Source organism: Rhodopseudomonas julia, from assembly GCF_030813515.1.
Classification (GTDB): Bacteria; Pseudomonadota; Alphaproteobacteria; order Rhizobiales; family Afifellaceae; genus Afifella; species Afifella julia.
In genome coordinates, this window is the sequence record NZ_JAUSUK010000002.1 from 1,787,685 (window position 1) to 1,808,112 (window position 20,428).

At 61.7% G+C, this 20,428-nt stretch carries 18 protein-coding genes and 1 riboswitch; of the genes, 10 read left to right on the forward strand and 8 right to left on the reverse strand.

Annotated features, from left to right (window positions below):
* Positions 1–9 precede the first annotated feature (9 nt).
* Positions 10–372: an ethanolamine utilization microcompartment protein EutS gene (gene eutS, locus J2R99_RS17605; RefSeq protein WP_128293627.1), complete on the reverse strand. Its 363-nt coding sequence runs from the start codon at positions 370–372 to the stop codon at positions 10–12.
* A gap of 416 nt (positions 373–788) precedes the next feature.
* On the opposite strand from eutS, the gene J2R99_RS17610 reads away from it, so the two are divergent.
* The 3 genes from J2R99_RS17610 to eutJ all read left to right on the forward strand — a co-directional run bounded on the left by J2R99_RS17610 (position 789) and on the right by eutJ (position 4,061).
* A complete protein-coding gene (locus tag J2R99_RS17610; protein ID WP_307155648.1) occupies positions 789–1,913 on the forward strand; it encodes a zinc-binding dehydrogenase in 1,125 nt (374 codons plus the stop codon).
* A 98-nt stretch (positions 1,914–2,011) separates the two neighbouring features.
* Positions 2,012–3,220, forward strand: a complete 1,209-nt coding sequence (locus tag J2R99_RS17615; RefSeq protein WP_307155649.1) for an acetate/propionate family kinase — start codon at positions 2,012–2,014, stop codon at positions 3,218–3,220.
* 10 nt (positions 3,221–3,230) lie between these two features.
* On the forward strand, positions 3,231–4,061 hold the full coding sequence (gene eutJ / locus J2R99_RS17620; protein ID WP_307155650.1) for an ethanolamine utilization protein EutJ: 831 nt from the start codon (positions 3,231–3,233) through the stop codon (positions 4,059–4,061).
* 49 nt (positions 4,062–4,110) lie between these two features.
* Here the strand turns inward: eutJ and J2R99_RS17625 are convergent, their stop codons facing one another.
* The 5 genes from J2R99_RS17625 to J2R99_RS17645 all read right to left on the reverse strand — a co-directional run bounded on the left by J2R99_RS17625 (position 4,111) and on the right by J2R99_RS17645 (position 10,075).
* Positions 4,111–4,890: a response regulator transcription factor gene (locus J2R99_RS17625; protein ID WP_307155651.1), complete on the reverse strand. Its 780-nt coding sequence runs from the start codon at positions 4,888–4,890 to the stop codon at positions 4,111–4,113.
* A 79-nt stretch (positions 4,891–4,969) separates the two neighbouring features.
* Positions 4,970–6,220 (reverse strand): PocR ligand-binding domain-containing protein, encoded by a 1,251-nt coding sequence (locus tag J2R99_RS17630; RefSeq protein WP_307155652.1) that lies wholly within the window; start codon positions 6,218–6,220, stop codon positions 4,970–4,972.
* Between the two features lie 120 nt (positions 6,221–6,340).
* Positions 6,341–6,551, reverse strand: a riboswitch (cobalamin riboswitch).
* Positions 6,552–6,957: 406 nt separating this feature from the next.
* Complete coding sequence (locus J2R99_RS17635; RefSeq protein ID WP_307155653.1) at positions 6,958–8,046, reverse strand: ABC transporter ATP-binding protein; 1,089 nt, start codon at positions 8,044–8,046, stop codon at positions 6,958–6,960.
* Positions 8,047–8,060: 14 nt separating this feature from the next.
* Complete coding sequence (locus J2R99_RS17640; RefSeq protein ID WP_307155654.1) at positions 8,061–9,035, reverse strand: ROK family protein; 975 nt, start codon at positions 9,033–9,035, stop codon at positions 8,061–8,063.
* Positions 9,032–10,075, reverse strand: a complete 1,044-nt coding sequence (locus J2R99_RS17645; protein ID WP_307155655.1) for an SIS domain-containing protein — start codon at positions 10,073–10,075, stop codon at positions 9,032–9,034. Before J2R99_RS17645 ends, J2R99_RS17640 begins: the two co-directional genes overlap by 4 nt.
* A gap of 155 nt (positions 10,076–10,230) precedes the next feature.
* Between J2R99_RS17645 and J2R99_RS17650 the strand changes: the two genes are divergently transcribed.
* From J2R99_RS17650 to pncA, 5 genes are all read left to right on the forward strand, one after another.
* The gene (locus J2R99_RS17650) at positions 10,231–11,412 is read left to right on the forward strand and encodes an ROK family transcriptional regulator (RefSeq protein WP_307155656.1); all 1,182 of its coding nucleotides are present in this window, start codon (positions 10,231–10,233) and stop codon (positions 11,410–11,412) included.
* A gap of 275 nt (positions 11,413–11,687) precedes the next feature.
* Entirely contained in the window at positions 11,688–12,941 is a 1,254-nt protein-coding gene (locus J2R99_RS17655) for an extracellular solute-binding protein (protein WP_370872433.1), read from the forward strand.
* 63 nt (positions 12,942–13,004) lie between these two features.
* Entirely contained in the window at positions 13,005–13,847 is an 843-nt protein-coding gene (locus tag J2R99_RS17660) for a carbohydrate ABC transporter permease (RefSeq protein WP_307155658.1), read from the forward strand.
* Complete coding sequence (locus J2R99_RS17665; protein WP_307155659.1) at positions 13,844–14,689, forward strand: carbohydrate ABC transporter permease; 846 nt, start codon at positions 13,844–13,846, stop codon at positions 14,687–14,689. The genes J2R99_RS17660 and J2R99_RS17665 overlap by 4 nt, the downstream gene beginning before the upstream one ends.
* Positions 14,690–14,811: 122 nt before the next feature.
* A complete protein-coding gene (gene pncA, locus J2R99_RS17670) occupies positions 14,812–15,444 on the forward strand; it encodes a bifunctional nicotinamidase/pyrazinamidase (protein WP_307155660.1) in 633 nt (210 codons plus the stop codon).
* A 32-nt stretch (positions 15,445–15,476) separates the two neighbouring features.
* On the opposite strand, the gene J2R99_RS17675 is transcribed toward pncA, so the two are convergent.
* Positions 15,477–15,959: an Lrp/AsnC family transcriptional regulator gene (locus J2R99_RS17675; protein WP_307155661.1), complete on the reverse strand. Its 483-nt coding sequence runs from the start codon at positions 15,957–15,959 to the stop codon at positions 15,477–15,479.
* A gap of 131 nt (positions 15,960–16,090) precedes the next feature.
* Here J2R99_RS17675 and ald point away from each other — a divergent pair, with 131 nt between their 5' ends.
* The gene (ald, locus tag J2R99_RS17680; RefSeq protein WP_307155662.1) at positions 16,091–17,206 is read left to right on the forward strand and encodes an alanine dehydrogenase; all 1,116 of its coding nucleotides are present in this window, start codon (positions 16,091–16,093) and stop codon (positions 17,204–17,206) included.
* Positions 17,207–17,406: 200 nt separating this feature from the next.
* Here the strand turns inward: ald and J2R99_RS17685 are convergent, their stop codons facing one another.
* Entirely contained in the window at positions 17,407–17,640 is a 234-nt protein-coding gene (locus J2R99_RS17685) for a hypothetical protein (RefSeq protein WP_307155663.1), read from the reverse strand.
* A 696-nt stretch (positions 17,641–18,336) separates the two neighbouring features.
* Here J2R99_RS17685 and J2R99_RS17690 point away from each other — a divergent pair.
* Positions 18,337–20,428, forward strand: a 2,092-nt coding sequence (locus tag J2R99_RS17690; protein WP_370872415.1) for a calcium-binding protein, incomplete at its 3' end; no start/stop codon positions are given.

Consider the following 20,428-nt stretch of genomic DNA (forward strand, 5'->3'; position numbering starts at 1 on the left):
CGCCCCGCCTCATGTCCGTGTGACCTTGGCCGGGAAGAAGGCCAGGACACTTTGGAGCCCACGATTGGCCGCCTCGACGGCGACCTCGACGCTATCCAGGCTGCCGCACACCACCAGCGTGCCACTGAAGCGGTCCAGGAAACCGATGGTGACATCAGCCGCCTTCATCGCCAGATCGCCCGCTATGATCGTGCCCTCGCCCGGCGTCACAGTTAGGATCCCGACCGCTTCCGCGTCCTCAAGGCCGACCCTTTGACACAAAGCGGCGTCCGGATTCGCGATAATATGAGCAATCGTTACCTGCCGGCCAGGCACGTATTCTTGAATAATACGTGTCGATACTTCTTCCTGGTCGAACTGCGTCCGCGACATGCTTATTTGTTCTTCCTTTTGATACAGTCGCGGTTTTAGACGGCGGGGGTCACACCTTCAATGCACGGACCGGCGGAGCCACTCCACAAATCGGCTTTTGTTCGGCCCGAGAGTGTACGAACTCAGCCGAAAAGTGCACAACCATAGCGGCTAATTGCATTGCCGCATCCTCGCCTGCCACATAAGAAAGTACCGGCTAAAAAAAGCCGGTTCTGCCGTGCGCACAAGCGTGTACGGCTGACAATTGTCTTGCGCGTGAGGTTGCCGATTACGCCAGCAATGCCCGACGATATCTTCTGTCGCGATAATAGACCCCAGAGATATCTGCCGGTTTTGCTGAAACCCGGACAATGCCCGGTTCAACGCGGGGTCCTTGACCGCCTCGCGGACAAGTGCGCCCATCTGGAGCATCTACTGTGAAAGCTTTGGTCTATTACGGCTCTGGAAAGATCTCCTGGGAAGACAAACCTCTCCCGAAGATCGAGCACCCGGCGGACGTGATCGTCCAGATCAGCAAGACGACGCTTTGCGGTACCGATCTTGCGATTCTGCGTGGTGGCGTGCCCGATGTTCAGCCGGGCCGCACGATCGGCCATGAGGCCACCGGTTACGTCACCGAGATCGGCCCCGCCGTGCAGGACCTCAAGGTCAGCGATCACGTCATCATTCCCTGCAACACGTCCTGCGGACGCTGCGAACCCTGCCGGAAGGGGCTTCACTCCAGTTGCGAGCGCGGAGGCTGGCTGCTCGGTCACACGATCGACGGCGTACAGGCCGAATACGCGCGCGTCCCGCTTGCCGATTCGAGCCTCTTTCGCATTCCCGACGGCGTCGACGAGGAAGCGGCCTTGATGCTTGCCGACATTCTGCCGACGGGCCTCGAGGTCGGCGTCAAGCGTGCGGAGGTCGGCCTGGGCGACGCCCTTGTGGTGATCGGCGCCGGGCCTGTCGGGCTGGCGACCATCCTCGCCGCCGAATTCTACTCGCCAGCCCGGATCATCGCGATCGATCTGGACGACAATCGCCTGGCGAAAGCGCGCGAAATCGGCGCCACAGACACCATCAACAACAAGGACGGCAAGGCGCGCGAGAAGGTGATGACACTCACCGAAGGGCGCGGCGCGGACGCCGTCATCGAGGTGATCGGCAATCCCGCCACCTTCCAGCTGGCGCAGGAGATCCTCGCTACGGGCGGCCGCATGGCCAATATCGGCATCTTCCACAAGAGCACCGAACTGCACAACGAAACGCTCTGGACGCGCAACATCACCCTGCGGATGGGCGTGGTCGACAACAGCACGGTGCCGGTTCTTTTGAAGATGGTTCAGGCAGGAAGGCTCGATCCGAGCAGCCTGGTCTCGCACCACTTCCACATCAACGAGATCCTCGAAGCCTACGAGATCTTCAAGAATGCGGCCCAGGAGCAGGCGATCAAGATCGTTCTCTCCACCGATGCGGCCAAGAAGGCTGGCAGCAACAAAGTCTCCAACGACAACGAGTTCATTCGCCAGATCGTAGAGCGCGTTCTGGCCAGCCTCTGACATCCGTCGCCGGCGGCCGCGATGCGGCACGGCTCAACGAAAACCGGCGCCCCACGCCTCGCAGAGGTAGTGCGGCCATGCTTGCGGAGTGTTCACCGGTGATTTTGGTTATCAACTGCGGCAGCTCGACGCTGAAATATCAGCTCTACACGACCGATCTCAAAATCGTCGCCGCCAAAGGCCTCGTCAGCAGGATCGGCGAGGAAGGCTCGCGACTGGAATATACCGCTCACGGATCGAAACATGTCCGCGTCTTGCCGGTGCCGGACCATCACACAGCCTTCACCGCCATGATCGACATCCTGCTCGACCCCGAGGCCGGCGTCATCGACGATATCAGCGAGGTCACGGCGGTCGGCCACCGCGCCGTCCACGGCGCCGACACCTTCGTCAAATCGTCGGTGATCAATGACGAGGTCATCGCCAAGCTTGAGGAATGCGTCCCGCTCGCGCCGCTTCACAATCCGCCGAATCTCGTCGGCATCGTGGAGGCGCGCAAATTGCTGCCGGACGTCCCGCAAGTGGTCGTCTTCGACACCGCGTTCCACCAGACCATGCCCGAATATGCGCATGTCTATGCCCTGCCCTACGAGCTTTACAGCGAGCACCGGATTCGTCGCTACGGTTTCCACGGAACGTCCTGCCGCTTCGTCAATCAGAGGGCGGCGGACATGCTCGGCAGACCGGTGGACGAGCTCAAGATGGTCATCTGCCATCTCGGCAACGGGGTCACGATCGACGCGATCGAGAACGGACGCTCGATCGATACGAGCATCGGCTTTGCCACGTTTTCGGGCGTGATGATGGGCACGCGCTCCGGCGACGTCGATCCGGGCCTGATTTTCTATCTCAACAAGCAACTCGGCATGAGTCTCGGCGACATCGAGGCCATGCTTTACAAACGGAGTGGCCTCCTCGGCGTCTCGGGCATCAGCAATGATATGCGCGAAGTGGAGGAACGCGCCGAGGGCGGATGCGAACGTTGCGAACTCGCACTCGAGATGTTCGCCTACATGACGCGGAAATATATCGGATCTTATGCGGCAGCCTTGGGCGGGCTCGATGCGCTGGTCTTCACCGCGGGGATCGGCGAGAACAGCCCGTCGATGCGGGCACGCATCTGCGAGAAGCTCGACTTCCTCGGCATTGCCATTGATGGTGACGCCAACGAGGCGCCTGGGGAAGATGGCCGCATCAGCACCCGCGATTCCCGGACGGCGGCGATGGTCGTGCCGACCGACGAGGAAAAGATGATCGCGATCGACACCCTCCGCCTGACCGAAAAGGCGAGAGCAGAAGCTGCGTGAGGCAGGAACCATGAACAACCACGCCGACGACATCCTCGCCCGTGCGGTCAGCGTCTTCAACAAGACGCCAGCGCAACAGGCTTACAAGGGCCGCGTCCATGTCGGGGTTGATCTCGGCACGGCCTACACCGTTCTCGTCGTCCTCGACGAGGACGGGCAGCCGCTCGCCGGGCGCTATCAGTTCGCGCAAATCGTGCGTGACGGTCTCGTGGTGGATTTCATCGGCGCGATTAAGATCCTGTCGCGCATGAAGGCAGAGGTGGAGGCGGATCTCGGCTTTCAGCTTGAGAGCGCGGCGACCTCCTACCCGCCCGGCGTTGCCCCGGCGGAGGTGAAGGCGACGCAAAACGTCGTCATCGGCGCGGGGCTCGAATGCGAGCACTTCGTCGATGAGCCGACAGCGGCCAATGCCCTCCTGCAGATCAAGGATGGGGCGGTGGTCGACGTCGGCGGCGGCACGACGGGCGTTGCGATCTTCAAGGATGGCGAAGTCGTCTATACCGCCGACGAGGCGACCGGCGGGACCCAGTTCACTTTGGTACTTTCAGGTGCCCTCGGCGTCTCCTTCGAGGAGGCGGAGGATATCAAGAAAGATCCGAAACGAGCCCGATCACTTTATCCGCTGGTCAGACCGGTGATGCAGAAGGTCGGCAGCATCGTGGCCCGCCATATCGCACCATACGACGTCAAGACCATTCACCTCGTTGGAGGCACAAGCGGCATGCCCGGCATGGCCGAGATCGTAGGCGAGATGACGGGCGTGCCGACAAAGTTGCCGTCCCACCCGATGTTTGTGACGCCGATCGGCATCGCCATGCATGATCGCAAAGACCGTGCATGAGTGAGAAGACGAAGCGGCCGCCCATCCTCGAAGATAGGCGGCCCGAAGGTCACTCCGAGCTGGCCTCCGGCTCCTTCTCGCATCTGCGGAACTGCGCCGGTGTCATGCCTGTCTCACGCTGGAACAGGCGATAGAAATTGGTGACGTTGGCATAGCCGACCTGCTCGGCGACCGCCTCATTGGTCGTGTCGGTCGTCAAAAGCAGGTCTTTGGCGGCTTCGATGCGCTTTTCGGTGAGAAACTGCTTGTAGCTGACGCCGACGCATTCGCGAAAACGGTGCGCAAGATGTGACGGGCTGAGATGCGCGACGTTGGCGACAGCCGCGAGCGACATGTTTTCGTCGGCATAGTTCTCGGAGATGAAGGCGACCGCCCGCTTGACCGGATCTCTCTCCGGCGCACAGGGCGTTGCGGCCGGCGTGACGTCACGAGCGATCTCCGCGTCATTAGCCGACGACGCACTCAATTCCGTGCAAATCTCACCGTGGAGTTTGCGCAGCAATTCGCCGAGCTTCGTCGGACGGATCGGCTTCAAGAGATAATCGAGCGCGCCGATCTTGAGGGCGCGCTGCACATAGGCAAACTCATCATAAGCCGTGAGAAAGATGAGCCGCGTGCGGGGCAGCTCGGCCTTGATGATCGCCGCCGCCTCCAACCCGTCCACGCCGGGCATCTTGATATCGATCAGAATGAGCTCGGGCCGCTCCCGCCGGGCGACCTCGACCGCTTCGGAGCCGTTCTTGGCTTCCCAGACATTGGCGAAGTCGAGAGCCTCTGCGGCAACGACGCGACTGATCGTCGAGCGAATGATCGGTGTGTCGTCGGCCACCAAAAGGCCAGGTCGAACCGAGGACTCCTGCTGAAACGCCCCCTGAAACATGGAAGCAAAACGCTCAGTACGGGCGAGCTCAAGCATTTTCGAGCTGCGCATAGTCGCCGAGTGGCCAGGAAAGCTCAATTCGGGTTCCCTCATTCAGTCTGCTCGTCACTTTGAGATCGAAGTCGTTGCCGTACTCGCTGTCGAGCCGGGTAATGACGCTCTGCAGTCCCAGAGCCGCCCGGCTCCGTTCCGCCTGCTGCAGGACACAACGATCGTTGTTGAGCGCGGCGACCTGAGCCTCGCTCATACCCGCGCCGTTGTCATAGACCTCGATCAAACCGCGATCATCGACCTTGCGAGCCGAAACGCGCACGCGCACCGGCCGTGAGAGCGCTTCGACCCCATGCACGATCGCGTTCTCGGCAAGCGGCTGCAGAACCATGCAGGGGACCGGCCAGTTGCGCAGGCTTTCGTCGAGATCGACTTCAATGCTCAGATGGTCGCCGAAGCGAAGCTGATGGAGGCGCAAGCAGCGCTCGATCATGTCGAATTCTTCGCTGAGCGGCACCAGCGTGGCGAGATTGCGCAGACTGTAGCGGAGGATGTCGCTCAGCATATAGGCGACTTCCTCGGTCTTCACCGCCCTCTCCTCGAAAGCCGTGTAGCCGATGAGCGTCAAGGAGTTGAACAGGAAATGCGGATTGACCCGCGCCTGCAAGGCCCGCAGCTGAGCATCCTGCAGCGCCTTTTCGGTGGCGGCCTTGGCTTTCACCTCCTTGAGGAGGCGCGCCTGGATCAAGTTCGTCTTGCCAATCTCGATGATGTGGCTCGCCGCCAGCATCAGCATCTCAACAGCGGAATCGAGACGGTCACGATCGGCCGCCGGCATGGCGTAGACCGCTTCTTCGAGCTCCGCCGGAGCAATGCCAAGCGAATGGTTTCGGTCGAGCACGTTCCGAATGGTGCGCTCGCGCTCATCTTCGAGCATCACCTGGCCGCACAAAAGGCAGCCGAGATATTCATCTTCGATGATGATCGGCGCAGCGACATCGACGAGCCCGGCATGACAGACATAGGTCGCCGGCCGGCCAGACCGATAGGCGGCGAGCCCCCCGCAAGCGTCGCAGGCATGGCAGCGCCGCAACCCTTCGGTCGTGGAGCGCATCAAACGACACACGGGCTGGAAATTGCTCGCTTTTGTGACGGGCACGCCGTCGCGATCAACTGTCACCGCGGCCATATCCATGGCCTTGGCGAAAGTGTCCTGAATCCGCTGCAACGTCGGGATGTCGACGAAGTCCTGGATCCGCCACTTATGAGTTGGGTAATGCTCTTCCATCAGGATGACCGCTCCGCCCAACGCCGAAATATGACAAGCAAGCGCACGCGCTGCCTGCCGTGACTTTCGTCGCTGGATGCAGACCCCGACATCCCTCGTTATGCATCGACGGCCCACACAGCCCGATGCACATCACCGGCAGGTCTCCTGGCTCGCGGCACCAAGCAAAGGCTACCTTCCCAGCGCTCGCGCGCCAGTGGCACTCCCAGCCCTGCTCTCCGCTCACAGTTGCGGGGGCAGCTACGGTTTCGGCCCTTCTTGGGGAGCCTCACCGTATTCCCTTTTCATCCTCACGCTCGCGCGCTCGGAAACCGGTAACGGGCTTTTACTGGCGCTAACCACGGCTTATGTCAAGTCGGTCTCGCCGTGGGCTGCTTCGTTACCCACTTGCAACAGGAGGAAATTCTATCTTTGGTTTATTTATAACGCCCATAGGTTGCTTCCTGCCATAAAAATGCACCTGGAAGCACCAATTTCTGCAATATTTACATCGGTATTCATAAATAATACTTCGATGTATGACGATTTTTACAGGCATCCCCAGCTGAAGCCAGCCATAATGCCGCAGGCTGTAGAGCCCGACACCCTCGACGCGGGGCACCAGGCATATCGCTCGTTGCAGGTGAGCATATCTATCGGGGCACGATCTCGACAAGAAGAGCCCGGCCTCAGCCGCTCCCTTCGGGCCGCCCCTTCGAGCATAAGGGCGGCCTATGCCGTAAAGCTCTCGGCCCGAGCTATAGAGCCTGGCCATCCTTTCCGAAGAAATGGCAATGGCTCGGATCGAAACTCAGCCAAACGCGCTCACCCGTCGTCACATCGCTGATACCTGCCGTCTCGACCGTGACGAGATCGTCCTCACCGATATTGGCATAAAGAAGCGTGTGGTTGCCGAAGGTCTCGACCACGACGATCTCGGCCGAAATGCCCTGGGTTTCCTCGCGACTGAATTTGATCTCGTGAGGGCGGATACCGAGCACGACATCGTCCCGGTCGATCGCAGCCGGGGGCACTTCCGGGAAAGCCATCTCAACCCCGTTCGGCAGCTTGAGGCGAGGACCACCGTCCGCCGTCCCGGCAACACGCACCGGCAGAAAATTCATCTGCGGGCTGCCGATGAAGCTCGCGACGAACCGCGTCTTCGGCTTGCCGTAGAGCTCAAGCGGCGTGCCGACCTGTTCGATCTGCCCCTCGTTCAAAACCACGATGCGGTCGGCGAGTGTCATCGCCTCCGTCTGATCGTGCGTGACGTAGATCATCGTGGCGTCCATGTCGCGATGCAGGCGCGCGATCTCGATGCGCATCTGGGCGCGCAGGGCCGCATCGAGATTGGAGAGAGGCTCGTCGAACAGAAAGACCTTCGGATCGCGTACGATCGCACGACCGATGGCAACACGCTGGCGTTGCCCGCCGGACAATTGTCGCGGCTTACGCTGGAGAAGCTCCGACAGGCGCAGCATCTCGGCCGCTTCGGTGACCTGCCGCTTGATCTCCGACTTCTCGACCTTCGCCTGCTTCAGTCCGAAGCCCATATTCTCTTCCACGGTCAGATGCGGATAGAGCGCGTAGGACTGAAACACCATCGAGATGCCGCGTTTGGCCGGCGACAGATCCTTCACCGAACGCCCCTCGATCAAGAGGTCGCCGGAGGTGATCTCCTCCAGACCCGCGATCAAGCGCAGGAGCGTCGACTTTCCGCATCCCGACGGCCCGACGAAGACGACGAATTCCCCGGCCTCAACGCCGAGGTCGACGCCACGGATCACCTCCGCGGCCCCGAACTTCTTACGCACACCTCGAAGCTCAACTTGCAGCTCTCGGGCCATGGCGGTCACCTCGTTCAAACGAATGCCGATGGTTTGATGACGGGAACGCTCTCGCCCGCCACAGGATTGAGACGGCGGCGCACCATGGCCGCAGCTCCGATGAGACCGGAATCGTTACCATGCTCGGTCGCCAAGATCCGGGCATCAGCAACCAGATACGGCCAGGTATTTGCCCGAAGATGCCGGCGGATACGATCGAGCAGAAAGCCTCCGGCGAGCGAGATCCCGCCACCGACGACGCAAAGCTCGATCGCGGTGAGATTGATCATCGTGCCGAATGCCTGAGCGATGTAGCGCCCCATCGTCTCGAATGCCGCGTCGGCTCGGGCGTCACCGGCCAGAGCGCGTTCGCGCAAGAGGCTCATATTGAGATCTTCGGCAGCTTCTCCGGTCTGCGCGGCATAGGCGGCAATGATTGCTTTGCCACCGGCGAGATCCTCAAAGGTCCCGCGCAGGCCCTGACGTTCATAAGGATGACCCGGCTCCAGAACCATGGCGCCAAATTCCGGCGGCTTGCCGTCACGACCGCGCACGATACGGCGATCGATCACAAGGGCGCCGCCGATCCCCGTGCCCACTGTGATCAGCGCAAAGCTCGAAACGCGCCTGCCGACACCGAACTCCAATTCTCCGAGCGTGGCACAGATCGCGTCGTTGTCGGTTGCGGCGGGCACGTTCAACCGCCTGGCGAGCTCTTCTGCAAGCGAGCCGCCCTGAAGAAGCGGGACGTTGCCCGTGCCGTCGAGTGGCAGGCCAGTGGCGGGATCCGCATAGCCGGGGGCCGCGATGCCAATCGCCTCAGGCGCCGCGGCAACCGAGCGGGCCAAGGCGTCGAGGCTTTCGGCGGCCTCCTCTGCGAGGGCTTCGAAGCTTGCCAGCGACAGAAATGGAAGCGCGTTCTTGGCGACGACGACGCCTTTGCCGTCGACGATGCCAAGCTTCACCGACGATCCGCCGACATCAACCGCAAAAAGGAATTCGGGCGTCAAACGGCCTCTCCGACCTTGATGCCGAGCCGCTTGGTCATGCCTGGATAAGGCATATCCTCCGGGACGAGGCCACGCTCTGCGGCAAGATCGATCGCCAGCCACTGAAACGGCACGACGGCGCTCAACGTATCGAAACCGGCCGTCGCCTCTCCCGGTGCCGGCCAGACGATTCCGGCGGGCTCTTTGCCCGCGAGATCGAAAATGAAGCCCGTCAAACCGTAATGCGCCATCGCAGCCACAACGCGTCGCGCCAGATCGAGCTCGTCCGCATTCGAAGCAAGCGCAATCGTCACGCTCTTCTTGGTGAGACCATGCAGACGTCCGTGGCTCGCCTCCTCGGTTTCGAGACCGAAGGAGGGAATGCCGGCCATCTCCGCCACTTTCAAGGATCCCTCCAGGGCAGAACCGTAATGCCGCCCCTGCCCCAGCACGGCGATCACATCGGCGCCGGCGAGCTTCGGAGCCAGATTGGTGGACCAGATGCGCGCCGTCTCAATCAACTCTGCGTAAGCCTCGACGAAACCGTTTGCCGCTCCCGGCATCGCCTTGCCGCTGAGCGCCAGGCCGATCAACCGTAGCGCCAGAACGCTCGCAGTGTAGCCCTTGGTCTTGGGGCCGACGGTCTCGTCCTCGACCGGAAGCCAAACGAGATTCACATCACAGGCGGCAAGCGGCGCATCCCGTCCGGCCGTCACCACGATGACGTCCATGCCCTCTTTGCGGGCCTGTTTCGTCGCTGCGATCGTATCGCTGCTGTTGCCCGACTGGGACAGCACGATAGCAAGGCTCTTTGCGACACGTCGCTCGCCGGTCTCGGCAAGGAAGGTCAGCGGGCTGCGCAGCGCAAGCTCGGCAGGGAGACCGGAAAAGCTGTCGGAGGCGGCAAGGAGCGCATTCATCGAACTGCCGGTGCCGATCAAAATGACGCGTTCGGGCTCCGATTCTGGGAGCGCCGCTTCAATCTGTGACGGCAGGTCGGACAGGACTTTCTCGACCGTCGCCGGTTGTTGGGCGATAAAGTCGCTGATTTTCATGGTCATAACGCAGCCTGAGTGTCCGTATCGAGGAAGTTGATTGACGTGATGGCCTCCTATTAATCAAAACGTTTTGGAAAACTCAACCATTTACAGCGAGACGGAGTGCAATGTCGCTTCAGGGCACAAACCTCGAACATGCGAGAAGACGAAATCGCCGCGTGGCATTCGAAGCGGTGCTGAAGCACGGGCCGCTGTCGCGCTCAGAGATCGCCCGCATGACGGGCCTCACCTCACAGACCGCCTCCAACATTGCCGGGGAATTGATTGCCCTTGGCCTGATCAAGGAGACCGGCCGGCGCCTCGGCCGCAAAGGCCAACCCGCCACTGAATATGTGGTCGACGAGGAAGGCGCCTACACGATCGGCATCCACCTCGATCAGAACCAGCTTGTCGGCCTGCTCGTCGACGTTCTGGGCCACATTGTTGCACGCACCGCCCTTCCGATCGCGCGCCAAAATCCGGGCGAGGTCTTGCCGCTGGTGGAGCGCGCCGTCGATGGCCTGGTCAACGGAAACGACGAAATCCGCCGGCGCCTTCTCGGGCTCGGCGCGGTGATGCCGGGCTTTTTCGAAAGCGGCACCTTCGCCTCGCGCGGCCCCCTCACGATGGAAGGCTGGCTCGATTTTCCGCTCGCCCAGGAGCTTTCCGGACGCCTCAACCTGCCGGTTTTCGTGGATAACGACGCGACAGCCGCGGCGATCGGCGAAAGCCTCTACGGCTTCGGCCAGACACACCCGACCTTTATCTACATCTATTTCGGGCTCGGGCTCGGCGGCGGCATCGTCATCGACGGGCGGCCCTTCACCGGCGTGCGACAAAGAGCGGCTGAACTCGGACATCTCATCGTCAATCCCGGCGGCAAGCCCTGCGCCTGCGGCAATCGCGGCTGCCTGGAGCGCTACGTCTCGCTGCACAGCGCCTACGAGGCGATCCTGCAAACTGAGAACGAGTGGGAAGGTGCAAGCCCCGAGCTGCTCTTGAGAGCCTTTCAGATGGGCAATAACGCCCTCGCAAAGTGGCTCGACGACGCCGCCTACTATCTGCGCATCGCCGTCAACGGGCTTGAGAATCTCTTCGACCCGAGCGGCATCGTCGTCGGGGGCCTGCTCCCCGACCCAATCCTGAGCGCCTTGATCGAGAAGACTTTTCCACTGCTGCCGAGCTCAGCGGCAAGCCCAGGGACCCGAGGCGCGCGGCTCATCAAGGGCGAGGTCCGCTTCGATACGCCGGCGGCAGGGGCAGCGGCGCTGCCGATGTCACGCCTCCTGCATCCGCTCGCGAAGGAAGACGGGCCAGAGCTGGAAAATGCCGCAGGCGCCGGCCTTTTCGGAGCGCTTTAGGCGTCGTGGACGCACGGATTCGGGCCACACCGCGGCCCGGACCATGTGCAATCCCACTGCTCAGAAGGGGCGCGCTCGTCCGGGCGAATGGGGCGCCTTTTCAAGACGGATCAGCAGCTTTTTGCAGTGCACCAAGCGTGTCATACCCGGCGAGCGCTTGTTGACAGGCAATTTTGCCCTTGATCTATTTAGCAAAACAATTTGAATTATTAATCCTTGCGGTTTCGATGTCGCTGGAATTGTCCGCAACTGAAATGGAGTCCAAGTGCATGAACATTTTACGCATCAGTGCGGCCACGGCCTTGGTCGCATCGTCGCTCGGCCTGGCCACGGCCGGCCCGGCCTCGGCGGAGACGACCATCAATGCTCTCTACATGTCGCAGGCTTCCTACAATGAGGCCGATGTCCGCAGCATGACAGAGGCATTTGAGAAGGCGAACCCCGACGTCAAAATCAATCTCGAGTTCGTCCCCTACGAAGGCTTGCGCGACAAGACCCTTCTCGCCAGCAATTCCAGCCAGGGTTACGACGTCGTCCTATTCGACGTGATCTGGACTGCGGAATACGCCAAGCGTGGCATCCTCGCCGACGAGACGGACAACATCTCCGCCGACGTCAAAGACGAGATTTTCCCCGGCGCCTGGACGACGGTGGAATATAACGGCCACTATTACGGCATGCCGTGGACGAACAGCTCCAAGCTCTTCTTCTATAACAAGGAAATGGTCGAGAAGGCCGGCTTCGATCACGCTCCGCAGACCTGGAGCGAGCTCGTCGAGCAGGCCAAGGCGATGAAAGAGCAGGGTATCGTCGACTACCCGATCGTGTGGAGCTGGGCGCAGGCGGAAGCCGTGATCTGCGACTACACCGTTCTTCTCGACGCCTTCGACGGCAAGTTCCTCGACAAGGACGGGGCCCCGGTCTTCCAGAAAGATGGCGGCCTCGACGCGTTGAAGTTCATGGTCTCCACCCTCGACGACGGCATCACCAACCCAAACTCGACGGAGTATCTTGAAGAGGATGTGCGTCGGGTGTTTTCGAGCGGCCAGGCGGCATTCGCCCTCAACTGGCCGTATATGTACAACCTCGCCAACGATCCGAAAGAGTCCGACATCAGCGGCAAGGTTGGCGTCATGGCACCGCTCGGTGTCGAAGACCGCACCGAAGCTTCCGGCGTCAACGGCTCCATGGGTCTCGGCGTCACCGCCAACAGCGGCAACGCCGATATCGCCTGGCAGTATGTCCAGCACATGTCCTCGCCGGAGATGCAGAACAGCCACGCAGAGCGCAGCCTGCCGATCTGGAAAGCCTCTTTCGAGAATTCCGAGGTCGTCTCTGGCCGCGAGGATCTCATGAAGGCTGCAAGCAACGCCTTCACCGCGATGATCGCGCGCCCGACACTGCCGAACTATCAGGAAGCGTCGAACATCCTGCAGGTGTCTATCCAGGAAGCCCTTCTCGGTGCCTCCACCCCGGAAGACGCCCTCGGCTCGGCCGCCGATCAGATTAAATCCCTGACCGACCAGTAAGGCCTTTCTTCGATGCGCTCATCCTTATCGTATCATTCCAGGCAGCGTCTGACTGCCTGGCTCATGATCGCCCCTCTCGCGGTCGGTGTCCTGATCATCGTCGGATGGCCGTTCCTCGACACGATATGGATGAGTTTCACCTCGGCACATCTGACCCAGTACACGGGCGACTGGGTCGGCCTCGACAATTACATCCGTGCCTTCCGCTCGCCGCAGGTTCGCGGCGCGCTTGCGACGACGATCTTCTTCGTCGCCCTCACCGTTTCGCTGGAACTCGTTCTCGGCGTCTTGGTGGCTTTGCTGCTTGATCAGCCGCTTTACGGCCGGCGCTTCTTTCGCGCGCTCCTGATCCTCCCCTGGGCGCTGCCGACAGTGGTGAACGCCATGTCGTGGCGGCTGATCTACAATCCCGATTTCGGCGGCCTCAACGCGTTTCTGACGCAGATCGGCCTCCTGGATTCCTATCAGAGTTGGCTCGGCTCGCCCGCAACCGCGATCTACGCCATCGCCGTCGCCGACATCTGGAAGACGGTGCCGCTCGTGGCAATGATCACGCTCGCCGCCCTGCAAGGTGTACCGCGCGAGCAGCTGGAGGCCGCCCATATCGACGGCGCCTCGCCGTGGTCGCGCTTCAAGACAGTCACCATGCCAGCGATCGTCGGGCCGTTGATGGTCGCGGCCGTCCTGCGCACCATCGAGGGCGTCAAGGTCTTCGATATCGTCTGGGTGATGACGCGGGGCGGCCCCGCCAACAGCACCAAGACCATGAGCATTCAGGTCTACCAGGAAGCCTTCTCGAACTTCCGGGCCGGATCCGGTGCCTCGCAAGGCCTGTTGATCGTGCTCGTCAGCCTCATTCTCATCAACGTCTATGTGGCGCTCCTGCGCCGCCAGGGGGCACAATGAAACAACCTCTTGCCCTCCGCGTCGTCCTGCACGCTCTGGCCATCCTCGTCGCCGTCATCATCCTGGCGCCGATCCTCTGGCTTCTCCTCGTCAGCGTCAGCACGACGACGCATCTGACGACCCTCCCCTTCGAGTGGATTCCCGAGAAGCTGAATTTCGACAATTACGCCAAGCTCACGACGCTCGAGCCCAACAGCCGCGGCGAGATGTTCCTCTACGCCATGCGCAACACGGCCCTCGTCGCCTTCGGCGCGACTGCGATCGCACTTTGCGCGGCCATTCCCGCCGCCTGGTCCTTCTCCCGCTCCAAGGGCGGACAGAGCAACCTTCTCTATGTCGTCGTCGCGACCTACATGCTGCCGCCGGTTGCGCTCATCGTGCCGCTTTTCGCCTTCTTGAATGGGCTCGGCCTTTTGAACACCAAGACCGGGCTGATGCTGGTCGACTGTTCCATCGTCCTGCCCTTCACCACCTGGCTCCTGAAGAGCAATTTCGACAACATCTCACACGAGATCGAAGAGGCTGCCTTCGTCGACGGCGCCAGCATGCTGACGGTCCTGCGCAGCGTCACGCTGCCGATGGCAAAACCGGCGCTCGCGACCGTCGTGCTCTTCTCGATCCTCCTCGTCTGGGACGAGTTCTTCTACGCCTTCATCCTGACCAATGACGACCGCAGCCAGACGCTTACCGTGGCGATCGCCAATCTCGCCAGCGGCCGCGTCTCCGATTACGGCCTGCTCGCAACGGCGGGCATTCTGACGGCCCTGCCGCCGCTCATCATCGGCATTCTCTTGCAACGCGCGCTCGTTTCCGGCCTGGCACAGGGCGGCGTGAAGGGCTGAGGCCGGCGATTTTCGGGGACGCATTTCTCCTTTGCGTCCCCTTCTCTCCCGCAAGTCCGGAAATCGGGCCTTGCGTTCGCCCGGCGCCGCGCCACAGTGAGGGTAAGAACGGAGACAGCGACATGGGCGACTTCAGCATCGGGACAAAAGACCTCCTTCTCGTCATCGACGTCCAGAACGATTTCTGCCCGGGGGGCGCACTTGCCGTACCCAACGGCGACGCGGTCGTGCCGGTCATCAACGCTCTGATGCCGCGTTTTCAGCATGTCGTGCTGACCCAGGACTGGCACCCGGCCGGGCACCAGTCTTTCGCCAGCGCGCATCCCGGCAGCGACCCGTTCCAGACGTTTGCTGCCGAATATGGCGAACAGGTTCTGTGGCCTGAGCATTGCGTACAGGGAAGCGCCGGCGCGGCGTTCCACCCCAAGCTCGATACGGTGCCGGCCGAGCTCATTCTGCGCAAAGGCTTTCGCCCCGGCATCGATTCCTATTCCGCCTTCTATGAGAACGACCGGACGACGGAGACGGGCCTTGCCGGTTATCTGCGCGAGCGCGGCTTTGCCCGCCTGTTTCTCACAGGTCTCGCAACCGATTTCTGTGTCGCCTGGTCGGCACTCGATGCGCGCAAGGAAGGCTTCGAAGTCGTGCTCGTGGAAGATGCCTGCCGGGCAATTGATCTCGATGGTTCTCTGGACAAGGCGCGCGCCGAGATGGCTTCGGCCGGTGTGAGCTTCGTCACCTCACAGGCGATTTAGCCCCGGCGCCGCGGCGGGCCTGTCGTTACCGTTCAGTCTTCGTCCTCCAGGAAGTCGGAGGATCGCACTGGCCGGTCGACCACCTCCCGCAGGGCGAAGGACGAGTTCAGGCGCGCGACATGCGGGAAAGCCGACAGCACCGTCTTGTGGAGGCGCTCGAAATCCTGGAGATCGCGCGCCGCAACGCGCAGAAGATAATCGTATTCCCCCGACATTAGAAAACAGAACAGCACGTTCGGGCAGCGCCGCGCCGCCGCCTCGAACTCCGACAGATGCCGTTCGCTCTGGCCGGAAAGCGCGATGTTGACGAGAACCGTGACGGGCCGCCCGAGATGTCGGTGAGACAGGCGGGCGTGGTAGCCCTTAATGGCGCCTTCTTTCTCCAGACGATCGAGACGCCGCGAGCATGCCGAGGGTGACAGGCCGACGCGCTCCGCCAGCGCCGTGTTGGAGAGCCGCCCCTCTCGCTCCAGCGCCCGCATGATGGCAAGATCAAAATGATCAACCTCGTACATGTGTGGATGATTGCGCGGATTAGGGCTCTGCCGCAAGATGTTTGCTTGGCGGACTGTCTCCCCGGCTCTTTCTGCAAAGACATTGCGCATCTGCTGCGCTTTCTTTTCCTTCCCACCAAGAGGAGAGAACAATGCGTGTTGGATGTCCCAAGGAAATCAAGAACCACGAATATCGCGTCGGCCTGACGCCGGCGGCGGCACGCGAATACGTGGCGCACGGCCATCAGGTGATGATCGAAAGCGGAGCCGGCGCCGGCATCGATGCATCCGATGAAGATTATGAGGCGGTCGGAGCGTCGATTGCGGCCACGGCCGAAGAGGTTTTCGCAGCGGCCGAGATGATCGTGAAGGTGAAGGAGCCGCAGCCCAGCGAGTGGGCGCAGCTCAAAGAAGGCCAGATCCTCTACACCTACCTGCACCTTGCTCCGGATCCGAAGCAGACTGAGGGGCTCATCGCCTCCGGCGTCACCGGCGTCGCCTATGAGACGGTGACCGACGCCCATGGCGGGTTGCCGCTGCTTGCGCCGATGTCGGAAGTCGCCGGCCGCCTTTCCGTCCAGGCCGGCGCTCGCGCGCTCGAGAAAGCCTGCGGCGGGCGGGGCGTGCTTCTCGGCGGCGTCGCGGGCGTCGCATCCGGGCGGGTCGCGATCATCGGCGGTGGCGTCGTCGGCAAGCAGGCCGCGAAGATGGCACTCGGCCTCGGTGCCGACGTCACCATTCTCGACCGCTCCATTCCGCGGCTGCGCGAGCTTGACGACCTGTTCGAGGGGCGGGTGAAGACCGCCTTCTCCACACCGACGGCCGTCGAAGAGGCCGTTTTCGCCGCTGATCTCGTCATCGGTGCCGTCCTCATTCCGGGCGCGACGACGCCGAAACTCGTCACGCGCGAGATGCTGTCGGGCATGAAGAAGGGCGCGGTTCTCGTCGACGTCGCCATCGACCAGGGCGGCTGTTTCGAGACCTCGCACGCCACCACCCATGCGGAACCGACGTTTGAGATCGAGGGCATCGTGCATTACTGCGTCGCCAACATGCCGGGGGCCGTGCCGATCACCTCGACCAATGCCTTGAACAACGCCACCCTGCCCTTCGGCCTGGCGCTCGCAGACCGCGGCCTTGCGGCATTGACCGCCGACCCGCATCTTCTCGCCGGCCTCAACGTGCATCGCGGCAAGGTCACCAATCGCGCCGTCGCGGACGCCCTCGGCAAGCCGTTCGTCGATGCGGCCGAAGCTCTGAAAGCCTGAGGCTCTCTGCGTCCAGCCGGTTTTGGGTGCTTGCCACTTTCTCAAAACCCGCTCGGCAAAAATCCTTCTAGATCGGGCGCGAGAGGATTCTCGCGCCCGCTTTGTGTCTGGTCGCCATTTTCACGTGGGGCGACCGATTTCGGTAAATCTTCGGAGAAACGGTCCGCCGTCCGAGACCGATCTTTCGATCCCGATGGCCATCAATGCGGACGCGGCCGGCTCATTTTGACGGTGATGCGCGCGCTCACCGCCGCTTCCGACAGCGCGCTGGCGATATCATCGGCGCTCAGACCGCTTTGCGGCCAGATGCGGTCGATCCGTTCGGCCTGACTGCCGGTATCGACGCAAATGCCGCTTTCGATCGCTTCGGCGACCACCCGGCGGATCTCCTCGAACACGGCGCTTCGGGCCGGATTGTAGGCGTCATCCAGCATCTTTCCTGAACCTTTTCATATTCCTGCGGGCAGCCCCGGCAGACGGCGAAGGATTTTGCGACCGTGCCGGGGCGACTCAACAGGTTCGTGCGAGGCCGCGGACACCGAATATCCAGGCGAGAATGGCGAAACAGCGGTGGCAGCCTCTCCAATCTTTTGTCCACAATCAGCCGAACACCCTCCTTGGCCCTCTCATCTCCGCGTCATGTGGCCGTCTTCACCGAGCCAACGCAGTTAATTTTTCGGAAACATGAGGTTTTGCATTTGCATTAAGTCAATTTTGGTACTCAAATGTTTCCTGCCAAAACCGCTGGTTATGCTGAAGTTTTCGACGATCCCGGATTGCATCTATTCAGAGTTGAAAGCGTCTCTGGCGGCTTGGGCTGCGTGCATTTGTAGCGGCGCGCAGAATCTAAGGCGGAGGAGACAGGGACATTGGCCCAGACAGCAACCATAAGTGTATATGACGAGAACGGAACTCAGGTTTCGGGTACGTATAGCAGCCTTGAAGACGCCGTTAGCGCGTGCAGCGACGGCTATCGAATTGAGCTCGGTGAAGGCACCGTTTCAGCCGAGGGCACTGGCGCGAATGGACAACTCACCATTGACGTCGACGTCACCATCACCGGGGCGGGTACGGGCAAAACGTTCATCGTACCTACGGCAGATACGGGATCCGTTGACGACGCGCGTGCCATGATCCTCGTCAAAGAGGGCGCCACCGTCGACATCAGCGGCGTTACCGTCGATGGCAAGGGGCATGAGGTGTACGAGGCCATCCGTACGCACGGGGATCTGTCCGTCACCGAGAGCGCTTTCGATGAGATCCACTACTCGACCTATCTTGGCACAGCCGTCGCGGCGCGGGGCGACAATGCCGTTCTCGATGTCAGTGATTCCACCTTCAGCAATATCGGCCGCATCGGCGCTTATTACGGCGAAAAGGCGACCGGCAGCTTTGAAGGCAATACCTATACCGGCAAGGGTGACGTCGACGGTCTCGACTACGGCGTCGAGGTGGAAAGCGGCGCGGTCGCTTCTATCACGGACAACAGCTTCACGAAGATCACAGGGGTGGCTTCGACTGACAAATCTGGTTCGGCAGCCATTCTTGTCACAACCTATTTCGGTGATGGCTCTGAAGCGACGATTACCGGAAATAGCTTCGAGGGTTTCAGCCTCGGCGTCGCAGTCGGTTATCTCGGCGACGATACGAGCAAAGTGACATTCGGTGACGGCAACACCTTCACCGACGTGGGGGAAGCCGGCGTTCAGATCGTTGGCGATAGCGAAGTTTCGAACGTCTCGGCGATCAGCGGTGATGGTGCGACGGTCGATTGGGCCGCGGGTGAAGACGCCAACGTCCTCTCAGGCTCCGGCCTTTCCGATACGCTTACCGGCGGCGCGGGCGACGACAACCTCACAGGCGGCGCTGGCGACGACGTGGCCCTCTTCGGCGGAAACCGCGACGATTATACGATTACCCAGACCAAAAACGGCAGCTACACCGTCACCGACACAAATGACGCCGATGGCAACGATGGGACCGACACGCTGACGGGGGTCGAAGGACTTCGGTTCGGCAGCGACACGATCACTTACGAGCTCGATGCCAACAGCCCGGATTATGCGCACAGCAAAGTCCTCTTCAAGGAAGACTTCCAAGACAGCAAGGCCACCGACTCGTTCCTTGTGAACGGGGCAACCTCTGACGGCGTCCTTTCCGTGGCTTACGACGGAAGCGACACATATGGAGTCTTCACGGAAGCGTCGGATGGCTCCTCCGCCTACACCAAGCTCGGCGGTTACAGCAGCGATTTTGGCGACGGCTACACGGTTTCCACCAAGATCTACCTCGACACGGATTGGGACGCCGGCGATGGGTTCGAAGTCTCGGTCGCGGCCAATGGTCAGGACGGCGCGCACCAGCGCGATTTCGTCTTCCACGTCACGCAGGATACGAGCACGGGCGCACTTCTCGTCGGCGCCAACAACAATGCGGGCTTTGGCCAGGATGAGAACCTGGAACTGCAGAACCACGCCACGATCGGCTCGTCGGGTTGGTACACATTCGATTGGAACTTCTATGAGAACGACGCCGGCAACCTCGAAGTCGCGATGAATGTCTACGATGAAGACGGCGATTTCGTCTTCTCCGAGGTCAGAAGCTCAGCTGCGGATTCGATCGACACTGAGGTCGGCGGCAACCGTTATCTCTGGTTCACCGATATCTCGGTCGACGGCGGCCTGAAGGTGGATGACGTTACACTCACCGTGCCGGATTCCGGCAGTGGTGGTGGTGACAGCGGCGGTGGCGATGATGGCGACATCGGCGGCGGCACCACGGGCGGCGAGGAAGACGACACGCTCGCAGGCACCGACGACGCCGACACCATGTCGGGCGGCGGCGGCAACGACGAGATCGAAGGCGGCGGTGGCAACGACACGCTGTTCTCCGGCGAAGGCAACGACACGGTCGATGGCGGCGACGGCGACGATATGGTCTTCGGCGGCGCGGGCGACGACGTCGTCACCGGCGGGGGCGGCAACGATCAGGCCTATGGCGGCACCGGCAACGACGATATCGACGGCGGCGACGGAGACGATTTCCTCGGCGGCGGCGAAGGCAACGATACGATCATCGGCGGGGGCGGCAACGACGTCCTCTTCGGCGGCAAACCTGGCCTCGGCAGCGATGCCAATGACGCCTTCTATGCCGGCGACGGAGACGATCAGGGCTATGCCGGCGACGGCGACGACATCGCGACCGGCGGCGCTGGAGCCGACA

Coding starts and splice junctions, on each gene's coding strand:
- eutS (WP_128293627.1), bottom strand. CDS start 372: ATGTCGCGGACGCAGTTCGACCAGGAAGAAGTATCGACACGTATTATT.
- eutJ (WP_307155650.1), top strand. CDS start 3,231: ATGAACAACCACGCCGACGACATCCTCGCCCGTGCGGTCAGCGTCTTC.
- J2R99_RS17630 (WP_307155652.1), bottom strand. CDS start 6,220: ATGGAAGAGCATTACCCAACTCATAAGTGGCGGATCCAGGACTTCGTC.
- J2R99_RS17635 (WP_307155653.1), bottom strand. CDS start 8,046: ATGGCCCGAGAGCTGCAAGTTGAGCTTCGAGGTGTGCGTAAGAAGTTC.
- J2R99_RS17645 (WP_307155655.1), bottom strand. CDS start 10,075: ATGACCATGAAAATCAGCGACTTTATCGCCCAACAACCGGCGACGGTC.
- J2R99_RS17660 (WP_307155658.1), top strand. CDS start 13,005: ATGATCGCCCCTCTCGCGGTCGGTGTCCTGATCATCGTCGGATGGCCG.
- J2R99_RS17665 (WP_307155659.1), top strand. CDS start 13,844: ATGAAACAACCTCTTGCCCTCCGCGTCGTCCTGCACGCTCTGGCCATC.
- pncA (WP_307155660.1), top strand. CDS start 14,812: ATGGGCGACTTCAGCATCGGGACAAAAGACCTCCTTCTCGTCATCGAC.
- J2R99_RS17675 (WP_307155661.1), bottom strand. CDS start 15,959: ATGTACGAGGTTGATCATTTTGATCTTGCCATCATGCGGGCGCTGGAG.
- ald (WP_307155662.1), top strand. CDS start 16,091: ATGCGTGTTGGATGTCCCAAGGAAATCAAGAACCACGAATATCGCGTC.
- J2R99_RS17685 (WP_307155663.1), bottom strand. CDS start 17,640: ATGCTGGATGACGCCTACAATCCGGCCCGAAGCGCCGTGTTCGAGGAG.